General features: G+C 36.6%; 23 protein-coding genes. 18 read left to right on the forward strand and 5 right to left on the reverse strand.

Annotated elements, in window-relative coordinates:
* Nucleotides 1–31 precede the first annotated feature (31 nt).
* The 4 genes from NST66_RS07755 (at nucleotide 32) to NST66_RS07770 (ending at nucleotide 6,048) form a co-directional block, all read left to right on the forward strand.
* Nucleotides 32–2,095, forward strand: coding sequence for a transporter substrate-binding domain-containing protein (locus NST66_RS07755; RefSeq protein WP_251440592.1), 2,064 nt, complete (start codon nucleotides 32–34; stop codon nucleotides 2,093–2,095).
* Complete coding sequence (locus NST66_RS07760; RefSeq protein ID WP_049164051.1) at nucleotides 2,067–3,479, forward strand: sigma-54-dependent transcriptional regulator; 1,413 nt, start codon at nucleotides 2,067–2,069, stop codon at nucleotides 3,477–3,479. Before NST66_RS07755 ends, NST66_RS07760 begins: the two co-directional genes overlap by 29 nt.
* Nucleotides 3,480–3,617: 138 nt before the next feature.
* Entirely contained in the window at nucleotides 3,618–4,637 is a 1,020-nt protein-coding gene (locus tag NST66_RS07765) for a TAXI family TRAP transporter solute-binding subunit (RefSeq protein ID WP_098626727.1), read from the forward strand.
* A gap of 64 nt (nucleotides 4,638–4,701) precedes the next feature.
* Complete coding sequence (locus tag NST66_RS07770; RefSeq protein WP_049164058.1) at nucleotides 4,702–6,048, forward strand: MFS transporter; 1,347 nt, start codon at nucleotides 4,702–4,704, stop codon at nucleotides 6,046–6,048.
* An 84-nt stretch (nucleotides 6,049–6,132) separates the two neighbouring features.
* Here the strand turns inward: NST66_RS07770 and NST66_RS07775 are convergent, their stop codons facing one another.
* Nucleotides 6,133–6,894 carry an SDR family NAD(P)-dependent oxidoreductase gene (locus NST66_RS07775; RefSeq protein WP_049164060.1) on the reverse strand — a complete coding sequence of 254 codons (762 nt, stop codon included), beginning with the start codon at nucleotides 6,892–6,894 and terminating at the stop codon, nucleotides 6,133–6,135.
* Between the two features lie 298 nt (nucleotides 6,895–7,192).
* On the opposite strand from NST66_RS07775, the gene NST66_RS07780 reads away from it, so the two are divergent.
* Nucleotides 7,193–8,161 carry an extracellular catalytic domain type 1 short-chain-length polyhydroxyalkanoate depolymerase gene (locus NST66_RS07780; RefSeq protein WP_049164062.1) on the forward strand — a complete coding sequence of 323 codons (969 nt, stop codon included), beginning with the start codon at nucleotides 7,193–7,195 and terminating at the stop codon, nucleotides 8,159–8,161.
* A gap of 135 nt (nucleotides 8,162–8,296) precedes the next feature.
* On the opposite strand, the gene NST66_RS07785 is transcribed toward NST66_RS07780, so the two are convergent.
* Both NST66_RS07785 and NST66_RS07790 read right to left on the reverse strand, forming a co-directional pair.
* Entirely contained in the window at nucleotides 8,297–8,452 is a 156-nt protein-coding gene (locus tag NST66_RS07785; RefSeq protein WP_016763750.1) for an aspartyl-phosphate phosphatase Spo0E family protein, read from the reverse strand.
* A 491-nt stretch (nucleotides 8,453–8,943) separates the two neighbouring features.
* Nucleotides 8,944–9,084, reverse strand: a complete 141-nt coding sequence (locus NST66_RS07790) for a hypothetical protein (protein ID WP_165573386.1) — start codon at nucleotides 9,082–9,084, stop codon at nucleotides 8,944–8,946.
* 525 nt (nucleotides 9,085–9,609) lie between these two features.
* On the opposite strand from NST66_RS07790, the gene NST66_RS07795 reads away from it, so the two are divergent.
* Nucleotides 9,610–11,061 (forward strand): NADP-dependent glyceraldehyde-3-phosphate dehydrogenase, encoded by a 1,452-nt coding sequence (locus NST66_RS07795; RefSeq protein WP_033578695.1) that lies wholly within the window; start codon nucleotides 9,610–9,612, stop codon nucleotides 11,059–11,061.
* A 106-nt stretch (nucleotides 11,062–11,167) separates the two neighbouring features.
* Here the strand turns inward: NST66_RS07795 and NST66_RS07800 are convergent, their stop codons facing one another.
* Nucleotides 11,168–11,464: a hypothetical protein gene (locus tag NST66_RS07800; protein ID WP_028413740.1), complete on the reverse strand. Its 297-nt coding sequence runs from the start codon at nucleotides 11,462–11,464 to the stop codon at nucleotides 11,168–11,170.
* 356 nt (nucleotides 11,465–11,820) lie between these two features.
* On the opposite strand from NST66_RS07800, the gene NST66_RS07805 reads away from it, so the two are divergent.
* The 11 genes from NST66_RS07805 to fsa all read left to right on the forward strand — a co-directional run bounded on the left by NST66_RS07805 (nucleotide 11,821) and on the right by fsa (nucleotide 24,637).
* The gene (locus NST66_RS07805) at nucleotides 11,821–13,593 is read left to right on the forward strand and encodes a PrpR N-terminal domain-containing protein (protein WP_340843240.1); all 1,773 of its coding nucleotides are present in this window, start codon (nucleotides 11,821–11,823) and stop codon (nucleotides 13,591–13,593) included.
* Nucleotides 13,594–13,849: 256 nt separating this feature from the next.
* Nucleotides 13,850–14,740 carry a 4-hydroxy-tetrahydrodipicolinate synthase gene (gene dapA, locus NST66_RS07810; RefSeq protein ID WP_340843241.1) on the forward strand — a complete coding sequence of 297 codons (891 nt, stop codon included), beginning with the start codon at nucleotides 13,850–13,852 and terminating at the stop codon, nucleotides 14,738–14,740.
* 34 nt (nucleotides 14,741–14,774) lie between these two features.
* Nucleotides 14,775–15,941 carry an iron-containing alcohol dehydrogenase gene (locus NST66_RS07815; RefSeq protein WP_340843761.1) on the forward strand — a complete coding sequence of 389 codons (1,167 nt, stop codon included), beginning with the start codon at nucleotides 14,775–14,777 and terminating at the stop codon, nucleotides 15,939–15,941.
* A 17-nt stretch (nucleotides 15,942–15,958) separates the two neighbouring features.
* Nucleotides 15,959–17,272 carry a four-carbon acid sugar kinase family protein gene (locus NST66_RS07820; protein ID WP_340843242.1) on the forward strand — a complete coding sequence of 438 codons (1,314 nt, stop codon included), beginning with the start codon at nucleotides 15,959–15,961 and terminating at the stop codon, nucleotides 17,270–17,272.
* Between the two features lie 44 nt (nucleotides 17,273–17,316).
* Complete coding sequence (gene pdxA, locus NST66_RS07825) at nucleotides 17,317–18,330, forward strand: 4-hydroxythreonine-4-phosphate dehydrogenase PdxA (RefSeq protein WP_340843243.1); 1,014 nt, start codon at nucleotides 17,317–17,319, stop codon at nucleotides 18,328–18,330.
* A gap of 326 nt (nucleotides 18,331–18,656) precedes the next feature.
* The gene (locus tag NST66_RS07830; RefSeq protein ID WP_340843762.1) at nucleotides 18,657–20,081 is read left to right on the forward strand and encodes a sodium:solute symporter family protein; all 1,425 of its coding nucleotides are present in this window, start codon (nucleotides 18,657–18,659) and stop codon (nucleotides 20,079–20,081) included.
* 45 nt (nucleotides 20,082–20,126) lie between these two features.
* A complete protein-coding gene (locus NST66_RS07835) occupies nucleotides 20,127–21,320 on the forward strand; it encodes a sialidase family protein (RefSeq protein WP_340843244.1) in 1,194 nt (397 codons plus the stop codon).
* 29 nt (nucleotides 21,321–21,349) lie between these two features.
* On the forward strand, nucleotides 21,350–22,096 hold the full coding sequence (locus tag NST66_RS07840) for an SDR family NAD(P)-dependent oxidoreductase (protein ID WP_340843245.1): 747 nt from the start codon (nucleotides 21,350–21,352) through the stop codon (nucleotides 22,094–22,096).
* 80 nt (nucleotides 22,097–22,176) lie between these two features.
* Complete coding sequence (locus NST66_RS07845) at nucleotides 22,177–23,079, forward strand: AEC family transporter (RefSeq protein WP_340843246.1); 903 nt, start codon at nucleotides 22,177–22,179, stop codon at nucleotides 23,077–23,079.
* Between the two features lie 321 nt (nucleotides 23,080–23,400).
* Nucleotides 23,401–23,910 carry a hypothetical protein gene (locus tag NST66_RS07850; protein ID WP_340843247.1) on the forward strand — a complete coding sequence of 170 codons (510 nt, stop codon included), beginning with the start codon at nucleotides 23,401–23,403 and terminating at the stop codon, nucleotides 23,908–23,910.
* 58 nt (nucleotides 23,911–23,968) lie between these two features.
* Nucleotides 23,969–24,637, forward strand: a complete 669-nt coding sequence (gene fsa, locus NST66_RS07855) for a fructose-6-phosphate aldolase (protein WP_013082751.1) — start codon at nucleotides 23,969–23,971, stop codon at nucleotides 24,635–24,637.
* Between the two features lie 62 nt (nucleotides 24,638–24,699).
* Here the strand turns inward: fsa and NST66_RS07860 are convergent, their stop codons facing one another.
* Nucleotides 24,700–25,593 carry a sigma-70 family RNA polymerase sigma factor gene (locus tag NST66_RS07860; protein ID WP_340843248.1) on the reverse strand — a complete coding sequence of 298 codons (894 nt, stop codon included), beginning with the start codon at nucleotides 25,591–25,593 and terminating at the stop codon, nucleotides 24,700–24,702.
* Between the two features lie 315 nt (nucleotides 25,594–25,908).
* On the opposite strand from NST66_RS07860, the gene NST66_RS07865 reads away from it, so the two are divergent.
* On the forward strand, nucleotides 25,909–26,433 hold the full coding sequence (locus NST66_RS07865; protein WP_340843249.1) for a DinB family protein: 525 nt from the start codon (nucleotides 25,909–25,911) through the stop codon (nucleotides 26,431–26,433).
* The last annotated feature ends 148 nt before the right edge of the window (nucleotides 26,434–26,581 follow it).

Below are 26,581 nucleotides of genomic sequence, written 5' to 3' on the forward strand. Positions count from 1 at the left end.
AAGGTTTTTTAAAAGGAGACAGCTATATCTTATGTATGTTACACTCCGCCCGTTTTGTTTTATTTTATCTATTATCTTATTTCTAGCTTATCTTCCGGTTTCTGTAAAAGCAGAAACTGTACCCAATAAAAAAGCAAATTACGCAGCCGAAAAAAAGACATATCGCATTGCTGGAGAAAAACATCTTGCGCCTTTTTCTTACGTGAACGATGAAGGAGTATTTACTGGTTTTAGTATTGATATGCTCAATCAAATAGCGAAAGAAGAGAATGTGAAATTTACATATATTCCAATGGATCTTTATCAAGCAACAAAAGCACTGCAAGAAGGTAAAATTGATGCCATTATGGGCTTGGAGTATTCGGCTAATCAAAATCAAGTGTTTAAGTTTTCCGATCCATATTTTACGATGGCAGATGCCGTAGTCATTCCAAACTCATTAAAATCCTCGGTTACATCTTTAACCGATTTACGAGGCAAAACAGTTGCCATGCGGGAAGATAAAATCTCCTTTGAACTGCTGATGAATGTAAGAAACATAGAGTTTCAAGTGGCTTTAAATCCAGAGGATGCGCTCAATCTCCTGTTTTTAAATCGGGCTGATGCTTTTTTTTCAAACAAGTGGACCGCGGAATTTTATCTTGAGAAATCAAAGAAAAAAGGACAGTACACTATACTCGATAATGTAGGAATACCTTCAGAGTTTGCGGTTGCAACTCGACCTGAAAACGCAAAATTTTTATCGATCATTAACCGTTCAATTTCACGTATGCAGGCGGATGGAACATATCAAGAACTATATAGAAAATGGTTTGTTTCTTCTTCAGAAGAACGCCTAAAAGAATTGCGCAATTGGATTGTTTTTCTTCTTATTATAGTTGTCTTAACACTAGGTAGTTTATTTACCATATATCTTTGGAACAAGCGATTAAAAAAAGAAGTGAAAAAACGTACATCGGCGCTTGCTGATGCGAATCAAAAGCTGCAGATTCAGCAAAAAGCAATTTCACAGGCGCATGCATTTCAGACACAAGTTATTAACCATATGTATTACGGAATTCTCACATTTGATCAATCGCTAAACCTTACAACTATCAATCAGCGGGCAAAAGAAATTCTTCTCATAGAGGATAAAACATTTCAATCTAGTCATATTCATCAACATCCGCTTATCCAGCAAATTTTTAAAACGTATAATACGATAAAGCAATCGCAAATGGCATTGCCATTTACAAAAGAAATTCAGCACAAACAAAATGGAGAAGTCTATTTTATATTGTATCGAGTAATTCCGCTTTATGAAGATACAACTAAAATGAACGGTTATTTACTGACACTAGCCGATCGTTCTGAAGAAAGACTGCTTGAGAAGAAGTTAGCAACTCAAGAGAAAATGCGTGCGTTAGGTCAGCTGGTCGCAGGTGTAGCACACGAAATTCGTAATCCGCTTACATCCGTAAAAACGTTTATTGATTTGCTGCCAAATAAATATGAAAATCCAGAGTTTCGAAAAGAACTGTCCAAGCATGTTCCAGAAGCACTGAGAAGAATGAATCGTATTGTTGAAAGTTTAGTAGATTATGCCCGGCCTAAATACCCTCAGAAAATAGCTTTTGACGTAGAAACATTTATAAACTCTGTAGCGGTTATTATTAGCCCTACGTTAAAAAAGAAAGCGGTTCACTTATCTCTTGATATTGAACCGGGTATGCGTCTTTACAGTGATCCCGATCAAATTAAACAAATTATGCTAAACCTGATGTTAAATGCGCTGGACGCGATGGAAAGCAGTCCTCGTAAGGAGCTCTCTATCAGGGCTGTAACAGAAAATGGATTGGGTTTTATTAATGTTAGTGATACAGGAAAAGGCATAGATGAAAAAGACGTCCCACATATTATGGAACCTTTCTATACAACAAAAAAGCAGGGAGTGGGTCTTGGTTTATCACTATGCTATCAGTGGATAGAAGAGAATAATGGAGAAATTACGATGCAAACAAAAAAAGGAAATGGTACAACATTTACGATTGTCTTGCCTGTTACGAAAGAAAAAGGAGGCCATTCATATGAAACCGACTGTTCTCATTCTCGATGACGAACCTGCTATTGGTTCATCTCTTCGTTTTGCTCTAGAAACAAACTACGAAGTGACCAATCTTACAGAAGTACCGGAAGCTTATCAATTTTTACGCAGTCAGCCTGTCCACGTTGTTTTGCTGGATTGGCGACTCGGCGAATATAATGGGCTTGAAGTGCTAAGTAAAATTAAAGACATTCAGCCTCAAACATCCATTATTATGATGACGGCTTACGGGACGATTGAATCGTCTATAGAAGCTATTAAAAGAGGAGCTTACCATTACATTACAAAGCCTCTTGATATTGAAGAGCTTCATATATTAATTGAAAAAACGCTTGAACACCAGGAGCTTCATGATAAAGTTCGTGAATTAAGCGAAACGATTGAGAAAATAAAAGGCTACGATCAAATGATTGGTGAAAGTGCAGCTATGAAACAAGTTTTTTCGATTATTAATAGAGTAAAAGACATTGATTCGAACGTGCTTATATTCGGTGAAAGCGGTACTGGAAAAGAGCTAGTAGCGCGAGGGATTCACCGTCAGGGAAAGCGAGCAAACGGACCGTTTATTTCCGTTAACTGTGCGGCTATTCCAGAAACTTTACTTGAAAGTGAACTTTTTGGTTTTGTAAAAGGCGCCTTTACAGGAGCTACTCGCAATCAAAACGGGAAAGTAGCCGCAGCTGATGGAGGAACTCTTTTTTTAGATGAAATTGGTGAGATGCCTCCGTCGTTGCAAGCAAAAATGCTTCGATTTTTACAAGAAAAAGAAATAACGCCTCTTGGCTCATCGGAAACAAGAAAAGTAGATGTTCGGATTGTGAGTGCCACTAATAAAGAATTAAATCGTATGGTAAAAGAAAATGGCTTTCGCGAAGACTTATATTTCCGCTTGAATGTCATCCCTATCACACTACCGCCATTACGGGAACGGAAGGAAGATATAGCGCTGCTTATTCCATACTTTTTGCAAAAATACTCAGAAGAAATGGAGAAACCGCTTTGTGTGCTGTCTTCAAATGCATATAAAAAGCTTTTAACGTATGATTACCCTGGAAATATAAGACAGCTAGGGAACATTCTTGAATATGCAGTTGCTATGACCAAAGATGGAACGATTATGGAAAAAGATTTACCTATAACTGTTCAACACGAACAAGAGATTTCTTTGTCACGCTATGAGAATGAAAATTTCACCGAAGAAACAAAATTAATTAATATTCCAATTAACTACACGATGAAAGAAGCAGAACAGCTAATTATCGAATCAGTCCTTGAAGAGTGTGGAGGCAACCGCAGAAAAACAGCTCAGGCACTCGGTATCAGTGAACGAAGTATCCGTAACAAACTTCATCTTTACCGCACAATTCAACAAAAGGAGGCAAAAAATGCCGAGTAGGAACATATTTCCGTTTCTACCCGGCATTTTTTGCCGGGTTCTTGTCAGTTCCTCTGCCATTTAAGCGTTTTTTTGTTGGCACGAAAATTGCAACATATTATTGTAAGCGCCCACATCAAAGAAAATAGAGGTGAATAAATGAAGAGATATATAGGGGTGGCGCTCGTTTTCTGTTTACTATTTATCATAGCCGTCTTAAATAGAGATTTACTAACTATTCATAAGGAAAAAGAAAACAGCACTGACTCTAACGCAAAGGCTAGTGAAGGGTTTGACGACAAACCGCTTACTATTGTAACAGGAGGACCAACAGGTGTTTACTTTCAGTTAGGCAATGCTCTAGCCAGAGTTTATGGAGAAAAGCTAGGAATCCAAGCCAGCGTAGAGACAACGGACGCTTCTGTAGAAAATATTAGTAAAATTGCGCAAAAAAAAGCCGAGCTCGGCTTTTCGATGGCAGATATGCTGGCAAGTTCTCGGGGAAAAGAAAAAGCCGTAATTAATAAGAAAGATTTATCCAATGTAAGAGCAGTAGCTTCTTTATATCCAAACTATATGCAAATTGTAGCTCTGAAGTCGGCTAGAATTCATACGCTTCAAGATTTAAAAGGGAAAAACGTGGTAGTAGGAGCGCTTGGCAGTGGTACAGAGGTATTGGCTATGAGAATTCTAAACAGCATGGACATCAGCACTCAGGATTTTCATGCACGGTTTCTACCTTTTTCTGAAGGGATTGAAGGAATTAAAAATGGAACCGCAGATGCAGCTTTTCTTTCTTCTGGATATCCTAACTCAGGAATTACAGAGTTAGCCTCAACGAACGAAATTGAACTGATTTCAGTGCCTGAAGAAGTGACAGAAAAATTAAAAAAATCATACCCGCCACTAGGGAGTGGGATGATTCCGGCTGATACATATAAGGATGTCAACACAGAAACAAAAACAGTCATGGTTAAAAACCTTTTGATTACTAATAAAGATATGCCGCAAAAAAAAGTATATGAACTGACAAAAGCTTTGTTTGAAAACATAGAAGAGCTTGAGCAAACAAATAGCTCTGCTGAAAAAATAACGTTAGCAAAAGCGGTAGAACAACTTCCTTTACCACTGCACCCGGGTGCAAAAAAGTATTATGAAGAAAAAGGCATTATAAAATAAACTAAATCTTTATCTATAAAGTTGTACAGAAGAAAACACTACTTAAAGAAAAGAGGGATTAATTATGGCTCATACTAGTGAAGCTGCAAACAACAGGCGTGTTACAAGTAATATTTTTAAAGGATCTGTTGGAAATTTAATTGAATGGTACGATTGGTACGTTTACTCTGCTTTTGCCGTCTATTTTTCATCGCAATTTTTCCCAGAAGGCGATCCAACAAGTCAGCTGCTTAACACAGCCGCAATCTTCGCTGTTGGTTTCTTAATGCGTCCAATCGGTAGTTTGCTAATGGGACGCTATGCCGATCGATATGGTCGCCGTGCTGCGCTTACCTTATCTATTACCATCATGGCGAGCGGTTCTTTGATTATCGCTTGTACCCCTAGCTATGGCACAATAGGGTTATTATCTCCTATTATTCTAGTACTCGCACGTTTGCTTCAAGGAATCTCCTTAGGGGGAGAATACGGAACGTCTGCAACTTATCTTTCTGAAATGGCGAGCAGCGGGCGAAGAGGATTTTATTCAAGCTTTCAGTATGTAACGCTTGTTGCTGGTCAGCTGGTAGCATTAGGTGTTCAAATTATTCTGCAAAACGTTCTTAGTGAAGCAGATATGATTTCATGGGGCTGGCGTATTCCTTTTGTTATTGGAGCCATCGGCGCGCTAAGCGTTTTATGGCTGCGACGTACGATGGATGAGTCAGAGCAATTTTCTAAAATGGACTCTGAAAGCCGTGAAAATGCAGGGACTATTAAAGCACTCATGAAGCACCCTAAAGCAGTGTTGACCGTTATTGGTTTAACATTAGGAGGAACGGTTGCATTTTATACGTATACAACGTATCTACAAAAATTTATGGTAAACAGTGTAGGGCTGGATAAAGGGGTCGTAAGCTGGATTAACTTCTGTGCGCTGCTTGTATTTGTTGTCATTCAGCCAATAGCAGGGATGCTATCTGATAAAATTGGACGCAGACCTCTGTTAATGAGCTTTGGTATTTTGGGAACATTGCTGACTGTACCGCTGTTTCTTTTTATGAAACAAGCACATAACCCAGTCATGGCCTTTCTATTAATGACAGTTGGACTTATCATTGTAACAGGCTATACATCTATTAACGCTATTGTAAAAGCTGAGCTTTTTCCAACGGAGATTCGAGCTCTTGGTGTAGGATTACCGTACGGACTTACAGTTGCCATATTTGGAGGGACAGCAGAATTTATCGCCCTATGGCTAAAAAGTATTGGCCATGAATCAATTTTCTTCTTCTATGTAGCAGGGTGTATTGCCATCAGCTTTCTTGTTTATTGGCGTATGGGAGAATCCTCTAAAGATTCATACATAGAGTCCGAGTTGAAAACAGATGACAAAGACGACAACATCCCGCCAAATAATGTGAGTTTTTAATTTTGCTTAAACAAATAATCGTTCGATAACATAAAAAGGACTGGCTATAAAAAGCCAGTCCTTTTTTATACACTTAAAAGATATTTATTTTGTAGTTGGTTCAGAATAAGGAAAGATAGGGTCTTTTAAGCTAAACTCACGCGTGCCTTCTTCGATAAGACCCACTGTTTTATCGCTATCGTAGAGGGCTAACAGAAATTCAGCCATTTCTTTTGACGTGTGATACTTAGCAACTTTCCCCTTATACTCAAAGCTGTCTGTACCAAACGAGCGCTGAGCAAATTCTGTTTCCGTAGCAGCAGGGGCTAATACTTTTGCCTGCATTTTAGCTCCTTTTGTTTTTAGTTCCTGAGCTATGCCTTCTGTAAATGCACTTACATAAAATTTTGTGGCGGAATACGTAATGGAAGTAGCTACTACGTTATAGCCTGCTCTTGAAGAAATATTGATAAGCTGTGTGCCTTCAACGTTTTCATAATCTTTTACAAATAAAGATGAAAGAATGGTTAATGCCTCGATATTTAAATGAAGCATTTTCTCCACTTTATTTAAATCTTGATCTGCAATCAAACTAAAATCTCCAAAGCCTGCGTTGTTAATAAACGTTTCTAGTTCATAACCTTGCAACGACTTATAAAACTCATGCGCGTTTTCTGCAGTTGATAAATCAACAGATTTAATAACAACGTCGACGTTCTGATGGTTACTTGTAATTTCAGTTTTTAACTCTTCTAATTTATCTTCTCGGCGAGCAGCTAAGATAAGGTTTTTGCCACGCTTTGCAAACGCGAGAGCCGTTTCATATCCAATTCCTGAACTTGCTCCGGTGATGACTGTATATTTCATGTGTATGTCTCCTTTTATCACAAATTTATCCCACTGATTAGCAGCGGGATGCATTCGAAATGAAGTTCATTATCTTTGTCTAATATTCCACGCGTATACTTGTATTAAACATACTAAATCACCTAAAGTTGTTACCCAACGCAGAGCATAACTTACTCTATGAATTTGTACCACTAAAGAGTGAAGAGAAAAATAATGAAAGACATATATGAAAGATAAGATACATAATAAAAGGATTATTTTGTGATATAACGAAATAGAGAGTATATACATCAGAAATAGAGAGAGGGTAAACTCCGTGAATACTTTATGTTCCTTTTTTATGAATCCAGTTTTAAGCGCTTCAACTTTTTTAATAGAATTACAGAGTGCGTTCTTTCGCCCTATTTGGAAAGAGTATAATTATGATGATTACTTTACCTACAAGGTATATGTTCCAAGTACATATACTGGGTTAAGTAAAGTACCATTAATCGTTATGCTTCATGGATGTCAACAAGACGCAGATGATTTTGCTGCGGGTACGGAAATGAATAAGCTAGCGGAAGAAAAAGGTTTTATTGTTCTCTATCCCCAAATGAATTACTTTGCTAATTCCAACGGGTGCTGGAATTGGTTTTATGAGTATAACCAGTTTCGCGGTAATGGAGAGCCAGACATAATAAAAGATATGATTGATCACATAACCACTAAATATGCGATTGATTCTACTAATATCTACCTTGCTGGCATGTCAGCTGGAGGCTTTATGGCGAATGTGATGGCTATTGCTTATCCTGATATATTTAAAGCGGTAGGCATTCATTCAGCAGGCAGTAATGCGTATGCTGTAGACCTCATAACAGCCGGAGAAGTTATGCTATATGGATCTCTAAATCCTGAATTTGACGGTGATGAAGCTTATAAGAAAATGGGACCTTACGCACGGCCTGTTCCCATCATTACGTTTCATGGCCAATCAGATACAACAGTTAATCCAATTAATGCGTCTACATTAATTCAGCAGTGGATTTATACATATAAGCATTTCGGTATCGACCTACATGAAAATGCTGCTTCTTACACTTCAAGGGAAAACGAAAATCATTATAGTTACATAACTTATGACTACGTAGATGCAGAAAATAAAATCTGGATGAAAAAAATTATGGTAGAGGATATGGGGCATGCATGGTCAGGTGGAAATGACAATGGATCAGATACTGATTCAAAAGGTCCTAATGCTTCAAAAATGATGTGGGATTTTTTTGAGGCACAGAATGATTAAATAAAATATGAACGAACGATCAAGATGTACTACTAAATAACATCTGCCTTCATTTTTTTGAAACAAATAATTGTCGATCAACAGTAAAAAAGGATCTTATCGAAAGATCCTTTTTCTGTTATCAACCAGCATTTCTTAACAAGTAGCTTCAAACCGATTTAACAATACATCTAGATCCTGACTGATTTTAATCGTATTACTACTTGTAAACCCTTCTTCTAGGGCAATCATCATCATCATTTTTCGTATAAATTCTATCTTTATCAGCAGTAGCCTACATTTGAAACACATTAAGTTTCCTCCACTTGCCACGTCATTTTAAAGGTTTAAATTATTGAATTTTTTATGTAAAAACGGTTCAAATCTAAAAATAGAACCTAAAAAATATAGTAACAAATAGATAGTGTCGAAGTCTGTCGTATTTTGAATTCAGATATTTTCATTTAAAAAGAATTGACTCTTAAACGTTTTGCTGGAAGCTGCGCTCTGTCTTAATTATGATTGTTCCACCGGTTGTAAATAACTGACGGAGTAACAGAGCTTACCCTGTTTTTTGGATATAGGCATAATCAGATTACATTTAGGCATGTTAACATAAGATTGGACTTATTTAAGTTAGTCAACTTTAAACCAAAACATATCTTTTTTTCATTTATTGGTTTCTGTTTAACTATTTATGGGTATCGGGCACTGACAAATAAAGATAAATGATAGGTGAGGGCCGTTTCTAACCGCTATAGACTTTGTAAAAAGCGCAACAAAAAAGCGTCTGTTAAGACGCTTTATATATAATACATATACTGCTCTTCTTTATTGGCATTTGTTGTTTCATGGATTATTTCTTCCGGGATATTGGACGTCCGGTTAGTAAAAAGCATAAACAACGCAATAATTGATGCCACAAAACCTAAAGTAACAATCACAATAAATCCCTCCCTTTAGAATATATATTCTACTTTCATCTTCATTTTCCTATATTTATTTCATACCCTTATTTTATTTTCTCAACACATAGAATAAAAAGAGTGTATGCATCGCCTGAATATCCATCCAAAGTAAATACAATCAAGGGAGCTTAAAACAGACATTTCACTTAAAAAAGTAGGAAACCATAAAGATTTCTTCGTATTCGGGGCATGAATCATTAAAATTATTAATCATTAAGATAACTTATTTATATTGTACGAATGAAAGAAATTTATATATATTAAAAATACGAAATATTCATTAAATTATACGAGGGTTTGTTTTAAGTTAAAAAGAAAAAAGCTGCTGCTTTAAAGGCAACAAGTAAGCAGTATAAGATTAAGGAGTTACACGGAATATAAAAGTTGTAGAAATGAATACAAGTAGAATTCTTTTTGCTCAAATATTCACATAGTTTTCATTCGTAAAAAAAGACTGAAAATTTAGATAATAAATTTCACTTTTATTAAGGGGGACTTTTTATGACAACAACGGTTTTAAATGTATCAACTTATTCTTTTTATCTTAACGGTGAGTGGAAAGAAAGCAAATCAGGGCAGACGATCGATATTGTTTCTCCATACCGTCATGATGTGATTGGAAAAGTGCAGGCTATCACAAAAGAAGAAGTCGATGAAGCGGTACATGCCGCACAGAAAGCTCAGAAGGGGTGGGCGGAAACTTCTCTGCAAGACCGTGCCAAATATTTATATAAGTGGGCAGATGAGCTGGTAAAAATGCAGAGTGAAATTGCCGAAATTATTATGAGAGAAGTTGGAAAAAGCTTAAAAGATGCAAGGAATGAAGTCGTACGCACGGCAGATTTCATTCGCTATACAGTTGAAGAAGCTCTTCATATGAACGGAGAAAGCATGAAAGGAGATAGTTTTCCTGGAGGTTCTAAGTCTAAAGTTGCGATTGTTGAACGCGTGCCTTTAGGCGTGGTACTCGCGATTCCTCCTTTTAACTATCCGGTAAATTTGTCTGCTGCTAAGCTTGCGCCTGCTCTTATTTCAGGAAATGCAGTTATCTTCAAACCCGCAACGCAAGGAGCGATCAGCGGTATTAAGATGATTGAAGCTCTTGATCAAGCAGGGATTCCACAAGGACTTGTAAACGTCGTAACGGGCCGGGGATCTGTAATTGGTGATTACTTGGTTGAACATAAAGGCATTAACATGATTTCGTTTACCGGAGGAACAAATACGGGTACTCAGTTAGCTAAAAAGGCAGGCATGATTCCTCTTGTACTAGAACTTGGAGGAAAAGACCCGGGTATTGTATGTGAAGATGCAGATTTACAGGAAGCAGCAAAACATATTATAAGCGGAGCATTTTCTTATTCGGGTCAGCGCTGTACAGCTATTAAACGTGTACTTGTACATGAAAAAGTGGCAAACGAGCTGGTCGACATCCTAAAAGAAGAAGTACATAAACTATCAGTGGGTTCTCCTGAAGATGGATGTACAATCGTTCCATTAATTGATAGTAAGGCAGCGGACTTTATTCAAATTTTAATTGCAGACGCGCTCGGAAAAGGTGCAGAAGTTGTGACTGGGAACAAGCGTGAAGGCAACCTTATCTATCCTACTCTTTTAGATAACGTGAATGATACTATGCGCGTAGCATGGGAAGAACCATTTGGTCCTGTGTTACCAATTATCCGCGTCGCTTCTGACCAAGAAGCCATTGACATCGCAAACGAATCAGAATTTGGCTTACAAGCAAGCGTTTTTACAAAAGATATTAATAAAGCCTTCTCAATTGCAAATAAAATGGAAGTCGGTTCCGTTCAAATCAACGGCCGCACAGAACGCGGCCCTGATCATTTTCCTTTTATCGGCGTAAAAGGATCCGGTATGGGCGCTCAAGGTATTCGTAAAAGCATTGAATCCATGACTCGTGAAAAAGTAACGGTATTAAATCTTCAATGATTGAATTCCAAGAGCTATCCAAATCGAGTCAGTAAAATGTAGAGAATCTCATGGAAAAAAGCCTGTGCTCCAAAAAGCACAGGCTTTTAAACATCTTATTTACCTATCACTCGATTCCATCTTTATAGTTCTTATGCCAGTTTTTATCACCTTTGTGCTCGATATCTTCAACGGTTTTTTCGAGTTCTGACATAATGAGTGTTTTTACTTCATAGATGGTATCAAAAAAAGCTTTCTCTTCATCCGGATTCGGCTTTATTTTGGCTGCTGCCGAAATATCAACATATCTGCGATGTTCAGTTGTTAATTTATCAAGCGCATCAAAAATATGAGAGGTCAGAACAGCAACCTCTTTATGATTATCAGGCAGCTTTTCTTTTAATGTTTCAATTCTTTTATCCATGTTAAAGTCCCCCTATAACGTGTTGTATTTATGTAACTTTCCCACTAATAAAAACGAATAACCTTAAATAGCAAAAATTCATGGGAATTAGCACGTGAAACAAAAGTATACTACAGGATATCATGTTAAAGTGAAAAAACGGTGAAATGAGTAGGTATATTTTCAATATAGAGAAGTTTGTACTAATAAAAGAAGAGGTCGTTTAGCAGGTAACCTTTGTCCGTGTTTTCAAGCCTTGCCTATATTTAACTGACATAAAGCTTTTTTTAAAACATTTGTAAGTTGATTGATTTTGCATCAAAAGAATTTTTTGGTATATTATAGATGTGTTTAAAAATGCAACAGAAGGTGATTGAATGAAAGTACTGGCTATCGCTCCTTATAACGGTTTAAAAGAGCTAATGATTACCCTAGGAGAAAAAGAAGAGTTCGAGTTGCAAGTAGAGATAGGTGATTTAGAAGAAGGCCTGACTCTTGCTAAAGATGCAATACATAATGGCATAGATATCATCATCAGTCGAGGAGGAACGGCGGAACTCATCCAAAGAGAGTTGACTATCCCGGTTGTTGAAATTGAAGTTTCTGGTTACGATATGCTTCGCGTGCTGACGCTTGCTAAGGGTTACCCAGGAAAAAAAGCAATTGTTGGGTTCTCTCCTATTTCAGAAGGAGCTTCTACAATTTGTGAAATACTAGATATCAATATGTCTGCATACAAAGTCAAAAGCGAGAAAGAAATCGAGCCTATTTTAGTTCAATTACAGCAAGATGGATATACAAATATTATTGGAGATGCCATTACGGTAAAAATAGCTGAAAAGCTTGGACTCAATGGCATATTACTGACTTCTGGAAAAGAAAGTGTTTTAAAATCTTTTCAAAATGCAAAGAAAATATATGGATTTCTTTCGTCTTTCAAAAAAAATTACTTGATGTCTTATGATATTATTCAAAATGAAATGGAAGGAATTGTTGTATACAATTCAACGTCTCAGGCTATTTTTTCTAATCCTTATTTTAATATGAATTTTAGTGACAGCTTTAAACAAAACCTCAATGTAGAAGAGGCCGTAAAGACTGTATGTAACACAGGTTCATTTGAAACAGTCTTTAGTAGGGATGATGACTTTTGGACCGTAAAAGGATATCCTCTGGAAACCTCACATTCAAAATTGATTGTGTTTCGCATTAATCAATATAAGTCCAATGAAAATCAAGGTATAGATGGAATCTCAATTGTGTCTTTAAAAAACGAAGCAAGCTCTGCAAGTAACCTTACTACTGTCGTCACAAAAAATGAGAGAATGAAAGGTGTTTTAAAAGCTGCAACTATTTATGCTAATACGGAAGAACCTGTATGGATTAGCGGTGAAGAAGGAACTGGAAAAGGAAGACTAGCAAAGCTTATTCATGTTAATAGTGAAAGACGTGAATATCCACTGCTTATTATAGATTGTGAAGTTCTCTCAAAAGCACAATGGGCGCGCCTTCTAGACAAAAGTTCCTATGATGATTTATTAGCCCATAATCCGCATGGAAGCGTTATTTTAAACAATATAGATTTTTTAGAATTGGATACTCAAAAACAATTAGTGAGTTACTTAAAAAAGAATTCAACTACGTGCCGTTTTATAACTTTATCGCGTAAAAGTATCGAATACTTAACTGAAACACAGCGTTTTGATCAAGAGTTGTATTATTTATTAGCTAGTTTAACCTTGGACCTTCCTTCATTAACAGAAAGAAAAGAAGATATCGAAAGCTTAGCTCTTTTCTTTATTGGGGAATACAATATAAAATTCGGCAAGCAAATCGTAGGGATGCGTAGCGATGCAAACGAAAACTTAAAGAATTTTGAATGGACTGGTAATATAAAACAGCTAAAACAGATCATTAAAGAGAGTGTACTATTAGCTGAAGGGGCTTTTTTAGAGCTTCATGATCTAAAGAAAGTAATAAGTACCATTCGCGTTACAAGTGACAATCAGGAAATTGATTTAAACGGAACGTTAGACGAAATCGAACGAAAAATTATAAAAAGAATATGGTTAGAAGAAGGTATGAATCAAACAAAGACAGCTGAAAGGTTAGGTATAAATCGAACCACTCTGTGGCGGAAACTAAAGTGAAATTTCCTATATATTCTATTGAGTCAAATTTAAAAACCACTTTATCTATAAGTTAGTAAAGATAAAGTGGTTTTTGCTGTTGAATTTTTAAACATTTTAGAAAATATTAAACTTTATCTTCTTTAACTGTTGATTAATTAAACGTTTATGTATATAATTCAAATTGTAAACGTTTTAACAAAAGTAAATCGTACATATGTGTTGCAAAAGTAAACAATTAACTAAATGCAAATAAATACTGTAGGGAGGAAGGAATATGGAGTTAAAAGGAATTATTCCAGCGTTATTAACGCCTTTAACAAAAGAGCAGACAATAAACGAACCGGTACTGCGTCAATTAGCTAGTCATCTTATTGAATCAGGTGTCCACGGCATTTTTGCTTTAGGAACAAATGGTGAATTTCATCTCTTCACAAAAGAAGAGAAATTAAAAATTGCTCAAGTGATCATTAATGAGGTCAAAGGAAGAATCCCAGTAATTGTTGGTACGGGAGGGAACAGTACAGAAGAAGTTATTGAATTATCAAAGCAGATGGAAGACCTTGGTGCAAATGCTCTTTCTGTTATTACTCCTTACTTTGTTACACCAACTCAAGAAGAAGTGATCGTTCATTTTCAGCGAATAGCAGAAGAAACATCTTTACCAGTTCTTTTATACAATATCCCTTCAAAAACGGGAATGAGCTTAGAACCCGACACTGTCGCCAAGCTAGCAGATGTTCCTAATATAGTAGGAATTAAAGATAGCAGCGGCAGCTTCGAAAATATCAAAAACTATATTCATGTAACAAAAGACAAAGACTTTTCCGTGTTTGCGGGAACGGATTCTTTAATACTAAAGACCTTAGAAGCAGGAGGAGTAGGAGCAGTTGCAGCAACTGCAAATATGGTCCCTGATATTGTCGTATCTATTTACACCAGCTGGTTAAAGGGATTTAACAACGAAGCGGAAGAAGCTCAAAAAAAATTACAGCCTCTTCGAGACACATTTCAATACGGGACGCTTCCATCGGCTTTGAAAAAAGCTGTCGAACTATATGGAATTCCGGTAGGCCCTCCTAAACTGCCAGTCTCTGAACTATCAGGAGAGGGACTTGAAAAGGTAAAAGAAATGGTTGCGGGCTATAAAAAACAGAATGCACTTTAAAATAAACTAACTATAAGGGAAAGAGGTTAAAATGATGCAAAAGCTTTATCAATTTCAAACAGCAAATCATCTTATCGCAGGACCAAACTCAATTGAAAAAGTAGGAGAACACCTTTCTCTATTAGGTACAGAAGTCAAGTCAGCCTTAATTATTACTCAACCATCGATGAAAAGGTTAGGTTTTGTCGAGAAGCTTATTCATCAGTTATCTAACAAAGGCGTATCAGCCTATGTAAATATTGATGTTCTTCCAGAGCCAACGATTGAAAACATTGAGGAAGTTTTTCAAGCTATTAGCAAAGAACAGTATGATGTATTAATTGGATTTGGTGGAGGAAGCGTGCTTGATGCAACAAAAATTCTTTCAGTCTTACAAACAAATAACCAATCTATCCGTGAACTATTAGGTACAGATTTAGTTAAAAACCCAGGTACACCAACTATCTTAATTCCAACTACTTCAGGAACAGGTTCGGAAGTAACGCCTAATGCGATTGTTACACTGCCCGATGAAGAATTAAAGATTGGAATTGTAAGTAAGTATTTATTGCCTAAATTAGTGGTACTCGATCCAGTTCTAACATTAAGTTTACCAAGACCTATCACAGCTGCAACAGGAATGGATGCATTTACTCACTCATTAGAATCATTCATTTCAAATAAATCAAATTTAATAAGCGATATGGTTGCATTAGAATCAATTCGTCTCATCTCGTCTAGTATTATAGAAGCTTATCAAAATGGGAATTCGGTCGAGGCGCGAGAAAAAATGCTTGTAGGTTCTATGTACGGTGGAATGGCTTTAACAAGTGCAGGTACTGCTGCGGTTCATGCCTTAGCATATCCGCTAGGCGGAAAATTTAAAATTCCTCACGGTGTAGCTAATTCGATGCTTTTACCTCATGTGATGGAGTTTAACATGGATGCCATTGAAGATCGGTTGTTCCTTGTAGCCGAGCCTATGGGAATTAAAGTAGAAGGTTTTTCGAAAACCGAAGTAGCTCAAAAAGTAGTAAATCGTATTGTAGAATGGACAAACGTTTTAGAAATTCCACAAAATCTAAAAGAATATGGAGTAAAGGAAGACGATGTTCCAGGGCTAGCTCTTTCCGCTTCAAAAGTAACACGATTATTAAATAATAATCCTAAAGAAGTAAGTTTGAAAGATATGGAAGGAATTTACCGTAAATTACTTGTTTAAAAAGGTGATGACATTCTATGAAAATATCCGTTATTTCTGATGATTTAACAGGCGCAAGTGATTGCGGGGGACAATTAGTTCGTTATGGGTTAGATGTTTCTGTCGTTTTGACCGATGACAATAGTAATTTAAATAAAAAAGAAGCTTTTATATTTAATACAGATAGCCGCGCTGTTTCAGGGAAAGAGGCTTACGAAAGAGTTAAAAACGTTTGCGAAAGAATTCAAAGTGAAACGTTTGATGTTATTTACAAAAAAATTGACTCCACAATGAGAGGCAATATCGGACAAGAAATTAATGCTGTTTACGACGTATTTCAACCTGATTTTGTTTTTATCGCTCCAGCCTTTCCAGAGGCTGGAAGACAAGTGATTAACGGCGTACATTTTCTGAATCAAAAACGTTTAGATGAAACTGAAGTAGCGAACGATCCTAAAACTCCCGTAAAGGATTCTTTAATTGCCCGACTGGTTAAAAACCAAGCGCAAAAGGAAGTGGGCCATCTTTCGTACAAAGATCTTCATGCAGGATATGAATTTATCTTCAAAAAGCTTAAAGCATACAAAAATCAAAACATTTCATATATCACAGTAGATTCAATTCATGAATCAGATCTTAAATGTCTCGTTGAAACGATAAAAAAGACAGAATTTTCTGTTGTATGGTCCGGTTCAAGCGGGTTAATTAACTATTTACCTCAAGCTTATGGACTACAGCCATCCACAAAGAAAGTCAGTTTTCTAAGAAATGATCAACCTGTGCTATTTGTTATTGGAAGCGTAAGTAAAGTTGGAAGAAATCAGTTGAACCAACTATTACTATACTCTGACACCATCAGTGTAGAAATGAACCCATCAAAAATCATTTTAGACGGTGGTTCCAGACAAAAAGAAATAGATCAGGTAATAAAGAGGGCTTTAACATTTCTGAAAACAGGAAAAAGTATTGCTTTATTCTCTTCAGAAGAAGTAAAAGAAACACAAGAGATTGGTAAAAAACAAGGCTATAGCGCTATTGAAATAAGTGACTATATTTCAATGGCCATGGGAGAAGTAGCTGTAGATCTAATTAATCAATGTAATGTTACTAATCTTTTTCTTACAGGAGGAGACACGGCTCAACAAGTGTTAAGTCAATTACAGGTTCATAGACTTCATTTGATTGACGAAGTGGAGCCTGGTATACCACTTGGCAAGTTAGATTATAAAAGAGAGATTTTCGCTGTAACGAAAGCAGGAAGTTTTGGTACAGATGTAGCTATGCTTAAAGCTAAATCGAAGCTGCAGGGGAAAAAAGATGTTTGGGAACCCTCTGTAAGATTAAGCAAATAATTAAACAGTGCAATAAAAATTGAAGTGAATTTTAAAGGAGGAATATGATGAAACCTGTTATCGGAATTACAATGGGCGATGCAGCTGGAGTAGGTCCAGAAGTTATTGTAAAAGCACTAGCAGATCCATCGGTTTATGAAGCTTGTCGTCCTATTGTTGTAGGAGACGCTAAGATAATAGAAAGAGCGATCAAAATGACACAAACCTCGTTAACTGTCCATCGCGTTAACGAGGTAAATCAAGGAGAATTTACTCATGGCGTAATTGATTGTCTTCATTTGGACTTAGTGCCGGAAGATCTTCCAGTTGGAGAAATCTCATCATTAGCTGGGAGCGCAGCGTTTAAATTTATTAAAAAAGCGATTGAATTAGCAAAAAAGCAAGAGATACAGGCCATTTGTACGGCACCTTTAAATAAAGAAGCATTACATAAAGGCGGCTACACTTACCCTGGCCATACTGAAATTTTGGCAGAGCTTACGAATACAAAGGATTATTCCATGATGTTATCTTCACCAAAGCTAAAAGTCATCCACCTTACTACTCATGTAGGATTAAAAAAAGCAATAGATGCTATTACACCGGAACGAACATACACCGTTATCAAACTTGCTCATGAAACATTAAGTCGCGCAGGGTATAAAAACCCGCGAATTGCCGTTTGTGGAATTAACCCTCACGCTGGAGAGAACGGTTTATTTGGAGAAGGAGAAGAGGAAGAAAAACTAATTCCTGGTATTCAAATTGCAGCTTCTGAAGGGATAAATGTTACAGGTCCATACCCTGCAGATACGCTATTTTTCCGTGCAGTTCGCGGAGATTTCGATATTGTCATCGCTTGTTATCACGATCAGGGACATGTGCCTATTAAAGTCCTAGGGTTAGAAGAGGGTGTCAACATTACAGTTGGTTTAAACGGCGGCGTTATTCGCACTTCTGTCGATCACGGTACAGCATTTGATATCGCAGGAACAGGAATTGCTGATGAAAGAAGTATGTTAGCTGCTCTCCAGTCCGCCGCAGAATTGTCGCCTAAAAAGGTTTTAAATAAGTTTTAAAAGTGGCGTTGTTATCAATTTTTTATAAAATGTCTTCGGAGGAATTTGAAGATCTTTTATTATGAGCATAGTAGTGGTAATAATATGAATTTTAATCAAAGAACTCTGAAGACAGTGAGTTATATTTTGTAATGTTTTATTACTTCTTCACAGAACATAAATGAAAGCGCTTAATAAATATCTGCATAAAACGTTTGACTACTGACCAATGAATCTTTTTAGAACAGAAAAAATGGTAGAGGCATTGAGAAAAATAAATCCTAAAATATTGAAAGTTTTATCGACATATATCAAAATTCTGTTGTTATTATAGGAGGAAATCTATGATGAAAGCATTAAATCCTTCAAGCCTGATTTTTGTTTTAGCAGTAATTGTTGTATATATTCTATTTACAACATGGTTAACAATGAGATTAAGAAGTAAATCCAGCGCGGAATTTAATAACGCGGCCAAAACATTGCCAGCGCTTGTAGTTGGAATCTTATTAATGTCAGAGTTTATCGGCACTAAATCAACAGTGGGGACTGCTGAATCATCATTTACTGGTGGTATCGCGGCTTCTTGGTCACTTATTACGGTAACAATTGCTTTTTTCCTCTTTTCATTCTTTTTGGTTAATAAATTTTATGGGACTGGAAAATATACTATTTCCGGTATAATTGAGCAGAAATTTGGAAGATCTACAAAAACGGTTGTATCAATTATTATGATAGCTGCTCTTTTACTTGTGAATCTAGGAAACTACTTGAGTGGTTCTGCGGCCATTGCTTCTTTGTTAGGTTTACCATTGATGACATGTGCTATTATTACAGCCATTGTCAGTACATTTTATTTTACATTTGGTGGAATGAAAGGGGTAGCTTGGGTAACCATTCTTCACTCATTTGTGAAATATGTGGGTGTCTTGATCACAGTAGGAGTGGCATTGTACCTTTGCGGTGGATTCAAGCCTATCGTGCACGAACTGCCAAAAAGCTACTTTACATGGGATGGAACGATTGGTGGAGGGACCATTTTTGCATGGCTTATTGGAAATATGGGAGCTATTTTCTCTACACAATTTATTATTCAAGCCATTACGTCGTCAAAAAGTGCAAAAGCAGCTAAAAAATCAAGTTTATATGCAGCACTATTATGCTTGCCGCTTGCATTGGCAATCGGAGTGATTGGGGTATGTGCACGATATTTGTATCCAAATATCGATCCTATCTATGCGTTTCCAGTATTCTTAGAACATATGAATCCAGTTTTAACAGCAATTGTAGCAACGTCCTTAGTAGCATCCATTTTCGTTGGGGTTTCAACCGTGGCTTTAGCTACAACAACATTAATTGTTGACGATTTTTATGTTCCAAAAGCTAAACCATCTGCAGAAAAACAGATGAAGATGACTCGAATTATTTCTGTGATTGTTGGTATCATCCCTTTACTTGGTGTGGTTTTAGCTCCGGAACTATTAACTTTATCTTTTTTCACTCGTGCATTGAGAACATCTATTGCTGTGGTAGCTGCAATGGGATTTTATCTTCCATTCTTTAGTTCAAACCGAGGTGCAACTATCGGCTTAGCAATGTCCGGTATTTTCACAACTGCATGGTATTTGCTAGGAAACCCTTTTGGTATTGACAATATGTATGTTGCTGTTATTACACCCTTTATCGTGATGATAATTGATCGATTTATTGGTGGAAAAGTAAAAAAGTCTGAAAATACTGAATCTAATACTGTAGAATATATAGATGCAAAGTAGAAAATAGCTTAGTTTACGTTAATACGTTAAAAGGGGAGATATGTAATGAGTAATCAATCAACGACTATTGTAGCAGATGGAAAATTAAAAATGTGTCCAGACGGATTGGAACATGTAGAGGCATATATTCCTTCTGATTGTATACAAAATCATGCTTCTAATTTACTTGTGTTAGACAATGGTGACCTGTTATGCACTTGGTTTGGCGGCACACAAGAGGGAATAGCCGACATCCACATTTATCTATCAAGGCTTAAAAAAGGCCAAAAAGAATGGAGTAAAGCTGTAAAACTTTCAGACGATCCCGCTCGTTCTGAGCAAAACCCCATTTTATTTCGTGCTCCAGACAATAAATTATGGTTATTGTACACGGCACAAAAATCCGGTAATCAAGACACAGCGATTGTAAGATATCGTATTTCGGAAGATGAAGGCTATTCGTGGGGACCTATTGAAACTTTGTTTGATCAGCCAGGTACTTTTATTCGACAGCCTATTGTTGTATTAGATAACGGTGATTGGCTTTTGCCTGTTTTCTATTGCATTACGCCTCGGGGACAAAAGTGGACAGGAAATAAAGATATAAGCGCGGTAAAAATCTCAAAAGATCAAGGTGAGTCTTGGGAAGAGTATGAAGTGCCTAATAGCTTAGGGTGTGTTCATATGAATATTGAAAAATTAGATGATGGTACGCTTTTAGCATTATTCCGCAGCCGCTGGGCTGATCATATTTATAGCAGCCGTTCAAATGATTACGGGAAAACGTGGAGCGAGCCCATTCCAACGCAGTTACCTAATAACAATTCTTCTATTCAATTCACAAAATTAAATAACGGGCATTTAGCGCTCGTGTTTAACAATATGAACGCCGAGAATTGTACAGAGCGCAGGCTGTCGCTTTATGATGAAATTGAAGATGAAGAGGATACAGATATTCTGTCTGCTAATCAAGATACGCCTGAAAAAGATGATGAAGGCAGACAAGCATTTTGGGGAGCGCCTAGAGCACCGATGACAGTTGCGATTTCAGAAGATGGAGGGAGAACATGGCCATATAAAAAGGATATTGAAATAGGGGATGGCTATGCAATGACCAATAATTCAAAAGAAAAATTAAATAGAGAATACTCATATCCTTCTATTAAACAAAGCGCTGATGGAAAAATTCATATTGCTTTTACGTATTTTAGACAAGCTATTAAATATGTGTGTGTGTCAGAAGAATTCATAAAGTTTTAATAGCTTCATATACTTCGGAGGGATAAAGTATGCTTTTGGAAAACAAAATTGCGATTATTACAGGAGCTAGTAGAGGTATTGGAAAGGCTATCGCTTTAACTTTAGCTAAAAACGGTGCCTCATTAGTTATACACGGTACGAATCAGACTTTATTAAATGAATTAGCTTTACAGGTTGAGGAGTTAGGTAGAGAATGTATTGTAAAAGCTGGGGATGTAGCAGATCCAAATGTTGCAACCGAGGTTGTAAGAGCTGCTGTAGAGCGTTTTGGAAAAGTTGATATTTTAATAAATAATGCGGGTATCAATATGCGCAGCTCAACATTAGAAATGACTTTGAATGATTGGAAAAAGGTATTAGATGTTAATTTGAATGGAACGTTATATTTCTGTAAAGCCGCCTTGCCTTATATGATAGAGCGAAACTACGGGAAAATCGTCAATGTAAGTTCTACAACAGCCAAAACGGCTCATAAAAATGCAGCGCCATCTTACGGAGCTTCAAAAGCTGCAGTTAACTACCTTACGATGCATTTAGCTTTAGAAATGGCGCATCATAATATTTTTGTAAATGCTGTATGTCCAGGGCCTGTAGAAACGGACATGAGCAATCAATGGACAGATGACTACAGGAAAGAAGTAACAAAGCGAATTCCGTTAAATAAGTTAGGAACTCCTCAAAATGTTGGGGAAAGCGTTCTATTTTTAGCTTCAAGTATGTCTGATTTTATAACGGGTGAATCCATTAATGTAAATGGCGGAACATACATGAATTAGGGAGTGAAAAGCCTAGAGAGTTGACTATCTAGGCTTTTCAATTGTTTCTCTAAGGAATAGAATAGAAACAGGTGATTAAAATGGAATTTTTAACAATTTTATTACCTATTTTCGGCATATTTGCATTAGGTTTTATTGGACAAAAGAAAATAGGATTCGATACGAAAACAATATCCACCATGGCGCTTTATTTAATGTCCCCGATATTAGTCTTTAGAACATTTTATACGACAAAATTTCAGTTCGATTATTTATATCTTGCTTTTTATACATTTGCTCTTTGTTTTACTTTAATTATAGTTGTATATATTGTGGCGTTTATTCAGAAGTATTCTACTCGAGAGACATGCGGAATGATATTAGCTTCCTCTTTTATGAACAATGGGAATTACGGTACCCCTGTGATTTTACTCATCTTTGGAGTTTCAGGACTTGACTGTGCAATCATTTTAATGGTTATTCAACAGCTGGCAATGTGTACAATTGGAGTCTACTACGCCGCCAAAGGAAGTGCAGAAGGAAATGGTATACGTTCAGCTACTCGTGCTGTTCAGCGCATGCCTGCTATATATAGCGCCTTTTTGGGAGCTTTTTTACAATTTTTCAATATTCATTTAGGAAAATCAGTTCTCGAAGCGGTAGATTTAGTAGCAAATGCAGCAATTCCTACCGTTATGATTGTACTCGGCATGCAGCTGGCAAAAATATCAGTGAAAAATTTAGCTAAGAGCAAAGTTTCTTTATCACTTATAATTAAACTGATCATTTCTCCTGCCGTTGCTTATTTACTTACTTTGTTTCTTCCAGTTGATGACATGGTTAAACAGATTATGATTATTACGGCCGCTATGCCAACAGCAGCAAACACGACCATGTATGCGCTGCAATTTAATACTGAGCCAGAATTTGTTTCAAGTGCAACGCTTATTAGTACATCATTGAGTTTAGCTACTTTACCCATAATTTTTATAATAGTATTATAAAAAGCCTTTTATAAGTTTGTATTTTTCCCGATCAACACACAAGAAGAAATTCTATTAATCTTATAATTCAATATAAATTCACATCATCTTTTGATGTCTAATGACCTTTTTTGACTATTTTATACGATTTTATGACTTTTTTTGAATGAATTTGATTGTTTTTGATGATTTTTCGAATAATCTGATATATAATGAAAGCGTAAACAGTAAAACATGTTGGTTGGTTAAGAAAAACATCCACAAAAACTGGATTCGTTATTACATAAAATCAGACCTCTGTTTTTATAAAAATAAATAGAATTTGAGAAAAGGAGAATGAGGATGGACATATTGGATGCAAAAATAGTGAATACAAAGTACGGTTTAGAAACATATCTGGATGTATCAGAAAGCGTAGAAATAAAAGAAATTCATATGCCTAGTTCAGAAAATCAATCTCATAAAATTAAATTTGGAATCAAGTATCTTCTTTTAAGAGAAGGAAAGTATTACGATAGCCAAAAAGGTTATTTTTGGCTTTGTATGAATCACGATTTTAGCAGCCTTATGCTGAGTGAAACGGAAACAGAGAGTTTGTTTGCAGTTAAAAGTGAAGAAGAAAGAGAAGCAACAAAAACGCTATTAGCAGAATGGTTTATCAAAACGAATGCGTACAAAGAAGTCATCAACGAATGTATCCATCAGATTAAAACGGAGAATATTCGTACAGAGGAAGACATTGAAGACCGAGTGGACGCCATACAATTTTTAGAAAAATTAAAGGTATTAACTGCAAAAGAGATTGAAAACGCTTCTATAGAAAATCTATATGCTCTGCAACAAATTGGTTAGGCTATAGTTCGCAAGTTGAAATGCAGATTGATGTACAACAATAAGGAGGAATAGTGAGATGAAATTTTTTATTGATACAGCAAACCTTGAGGATATTAAGAAAGCATACAAGGTAGGTGTTCTAGCTGGTGTAACAACCAATCCATCTTTAGTAGCAAAAGAAGGAGTAAGATTTGAAGACCGCATCGAAGAAATCCTTCAAATGGTACCGGAAGTTGAATCCGTTTCCGCTGAAGTAACGCCTGACGCACTTTCTGCTGAAGACATGATCGCTCAAGCAGAAGAACTGATTAAAATTAACGACGGAGATAAAAATATTACGATTAAGCTGCCTATGACATTGGCTGGCTTGGAAGCGACGCGCTATCTTGCAAAAAAAGGCGTAAAAACAAATGTAACCCTAATCTTTACAGTAAACCAAGCGCTTTTAGCAGCTCGTGCTGGAGCGACGTATGTTTCTCCATTTTTAGGACGTCTTGATGATATTTCAGAAGACGGGGTACAGCTAGTATCTAAAATTGCTGAGTTATTCCGCGTTCAAAACATCGACTCTCAAATTATCGCCGCATCCGTAAGACATCCGGATCATGTAACGCGCGTAGCACTTGCAGGGGCTCATATTGCCACAATTCCATACGCTGTTATTGAGCAATTAGCAAAACATCCGTTAACTGACCAAGGAATGGAAAAATTTGCAGCAGATTGGGAAAAAGCAGTTAAAGCTTAACAAAAAGTCGTATTATTAATGAAAAAAGCTTGGGATAAGCATTATCCCAAGCTTTTTATCGTTTAACTAGCTAGCTTCTTTTTACGCAAACGCTCTAAGCGTCGCTGCACGCTATTTCTCGAACGCCCGAGCAGCTCTCCAATTTCTCGCTGACTGCGCTTTTCCTGATAAAACATACGCCACAATCTGGCATCTTCTTCTGCTGTCCACTTTTTATGCTCGTATTTAGGGCGCTTTACATAGTCTAGCTTTCTTTGTTCATCCACCCACGCTGGTTCTGGAATAAGCGTATTTTTAGGTATTTTAAAAAAGTTAAGGCATGATTTATTTTGTTCAGCCCACTTCCAAAAAGATTGAATGTCAATTCCCATGAATGTTCTTGTCTTGGCGATAATCATTTTATACGGTAGATTCTCTTTATGAATCCACTTGTAAATTGTATGAACATCTACTTCAAGGCAGGCTGCTAGTTCACACGCTGTAATATGTCCTACGTGCGATTTAGCTCCATACACCTCTAAACGACTTAACCTCGATTCTAGTGCTTGCACACTTCGCTGCAATTTCGCTGATATGCGCGAAAGAGATTTTACTCCGTAATACCTTAGCAAATATTCGTCTTCTTGTACGGTCCATCTTCGCATCGCAGTTTTTCGTGTTAGTCCCAAAACTTTTATGCGCGTAGCAATAGAAGAAGGACTTCTGCCCAAGGAGTGTGCCATTTCACGGTTATTCATGGTATCAATGTTCTCCTGTAAAAAAGCATCTTGTTCAAGCGTCCATTTTTTACGTAAAGCTGTATCTGAATCACGAAGATTTAATCGAGTAAGCCGTTTATTAACCGATTCCTTACTTCTATGTAAATGCTCACTCATCTTTTGAAGCGTCATAGCGCCATAGTGTCGGATAAGAAATCTATCTTCTTCTTTTGTCCATCGCTTTTGATTTTTACTCACTGTTGTCTCACTCCAATTCAAACGGAAAGCTCAAGATGAAAAAGTCGCTAGCAATCTATTTTACCGATGAGCAGTACCCATCCAAACTGGTACTCACTGCATTCTAGCCTATGTATATTTTATCATATTTCTACAGAAAAACCAAACGTGTGTTCTGTTTTTGTTTTAGTAAATCTTAAAGTAAGTAGAAGATTAGCTTCTTCCTTTAATAGCAGTCAATTGTGGTAAAATTGACTATAATCGAAAGAATTTTCACACAACTGACAGCTCATTATTATTACGGTGAAAGTCATATTTGTCGAAAGGGGAATTTACATGAATTTTAATTTAAAAGAAGCGATTGAAATACTTGAGCATACGCCACAAACGCTTGAAAAATTTTTATCGGGACTATCTGCAGGGTGGCTGCAATGTAATGAAGGAGACGGAACTTGGAATACCTCGGAAGTAATAGAACATTTAATAGAAGCAGAAAAAAACAATTGGATACCAAGGCTAGAATTTATCCTTCAAGAAGGAAAAGGGGAAGCTTTCCCTCCGTTTGACCGCTATGCTCATTTACACAAGGAATCTACTAGTTCGATTGATGAAAAGCTTCTTGAATTCAACATGATAAGAATGCAGAATTTACAACAACTAAAGCTTCTAATTAAGCATGAAAAGCTTCTTGAAATGAGAGGAGAACACCCGGAGTTTGGGGAAGTAAAAGTCAGAGAGTTGCTCTCGACTTGGGTTGCTCACGATTTAACGCATATTGCCCAAATTGTTCGAGTAATGGCAGAACGATACAGAGAAGATGTAGGACCTTGGGAAGAATACTTAGGAATACTAAAGAAATAGCAATGACAAACAGTAACCAGCCTTTATCATTCAAGCTTGAATTAGGAAATGTACACGATTACAATAAAATGAGAATAATGAAGATTCGGGAAGGATTACAGAGGGAACTATAAAAACATATCCGATGTTTATAACATATAGGGTCTGT

This window comes from Priestia sp. FSL W8-0524 (assembly GCF_038005965.1).
GTDB lineage: Bacteria > Bacillota > Bacilli > Bacillales > Bacillaceae_H > Priestia > Priestia zanthoxyli.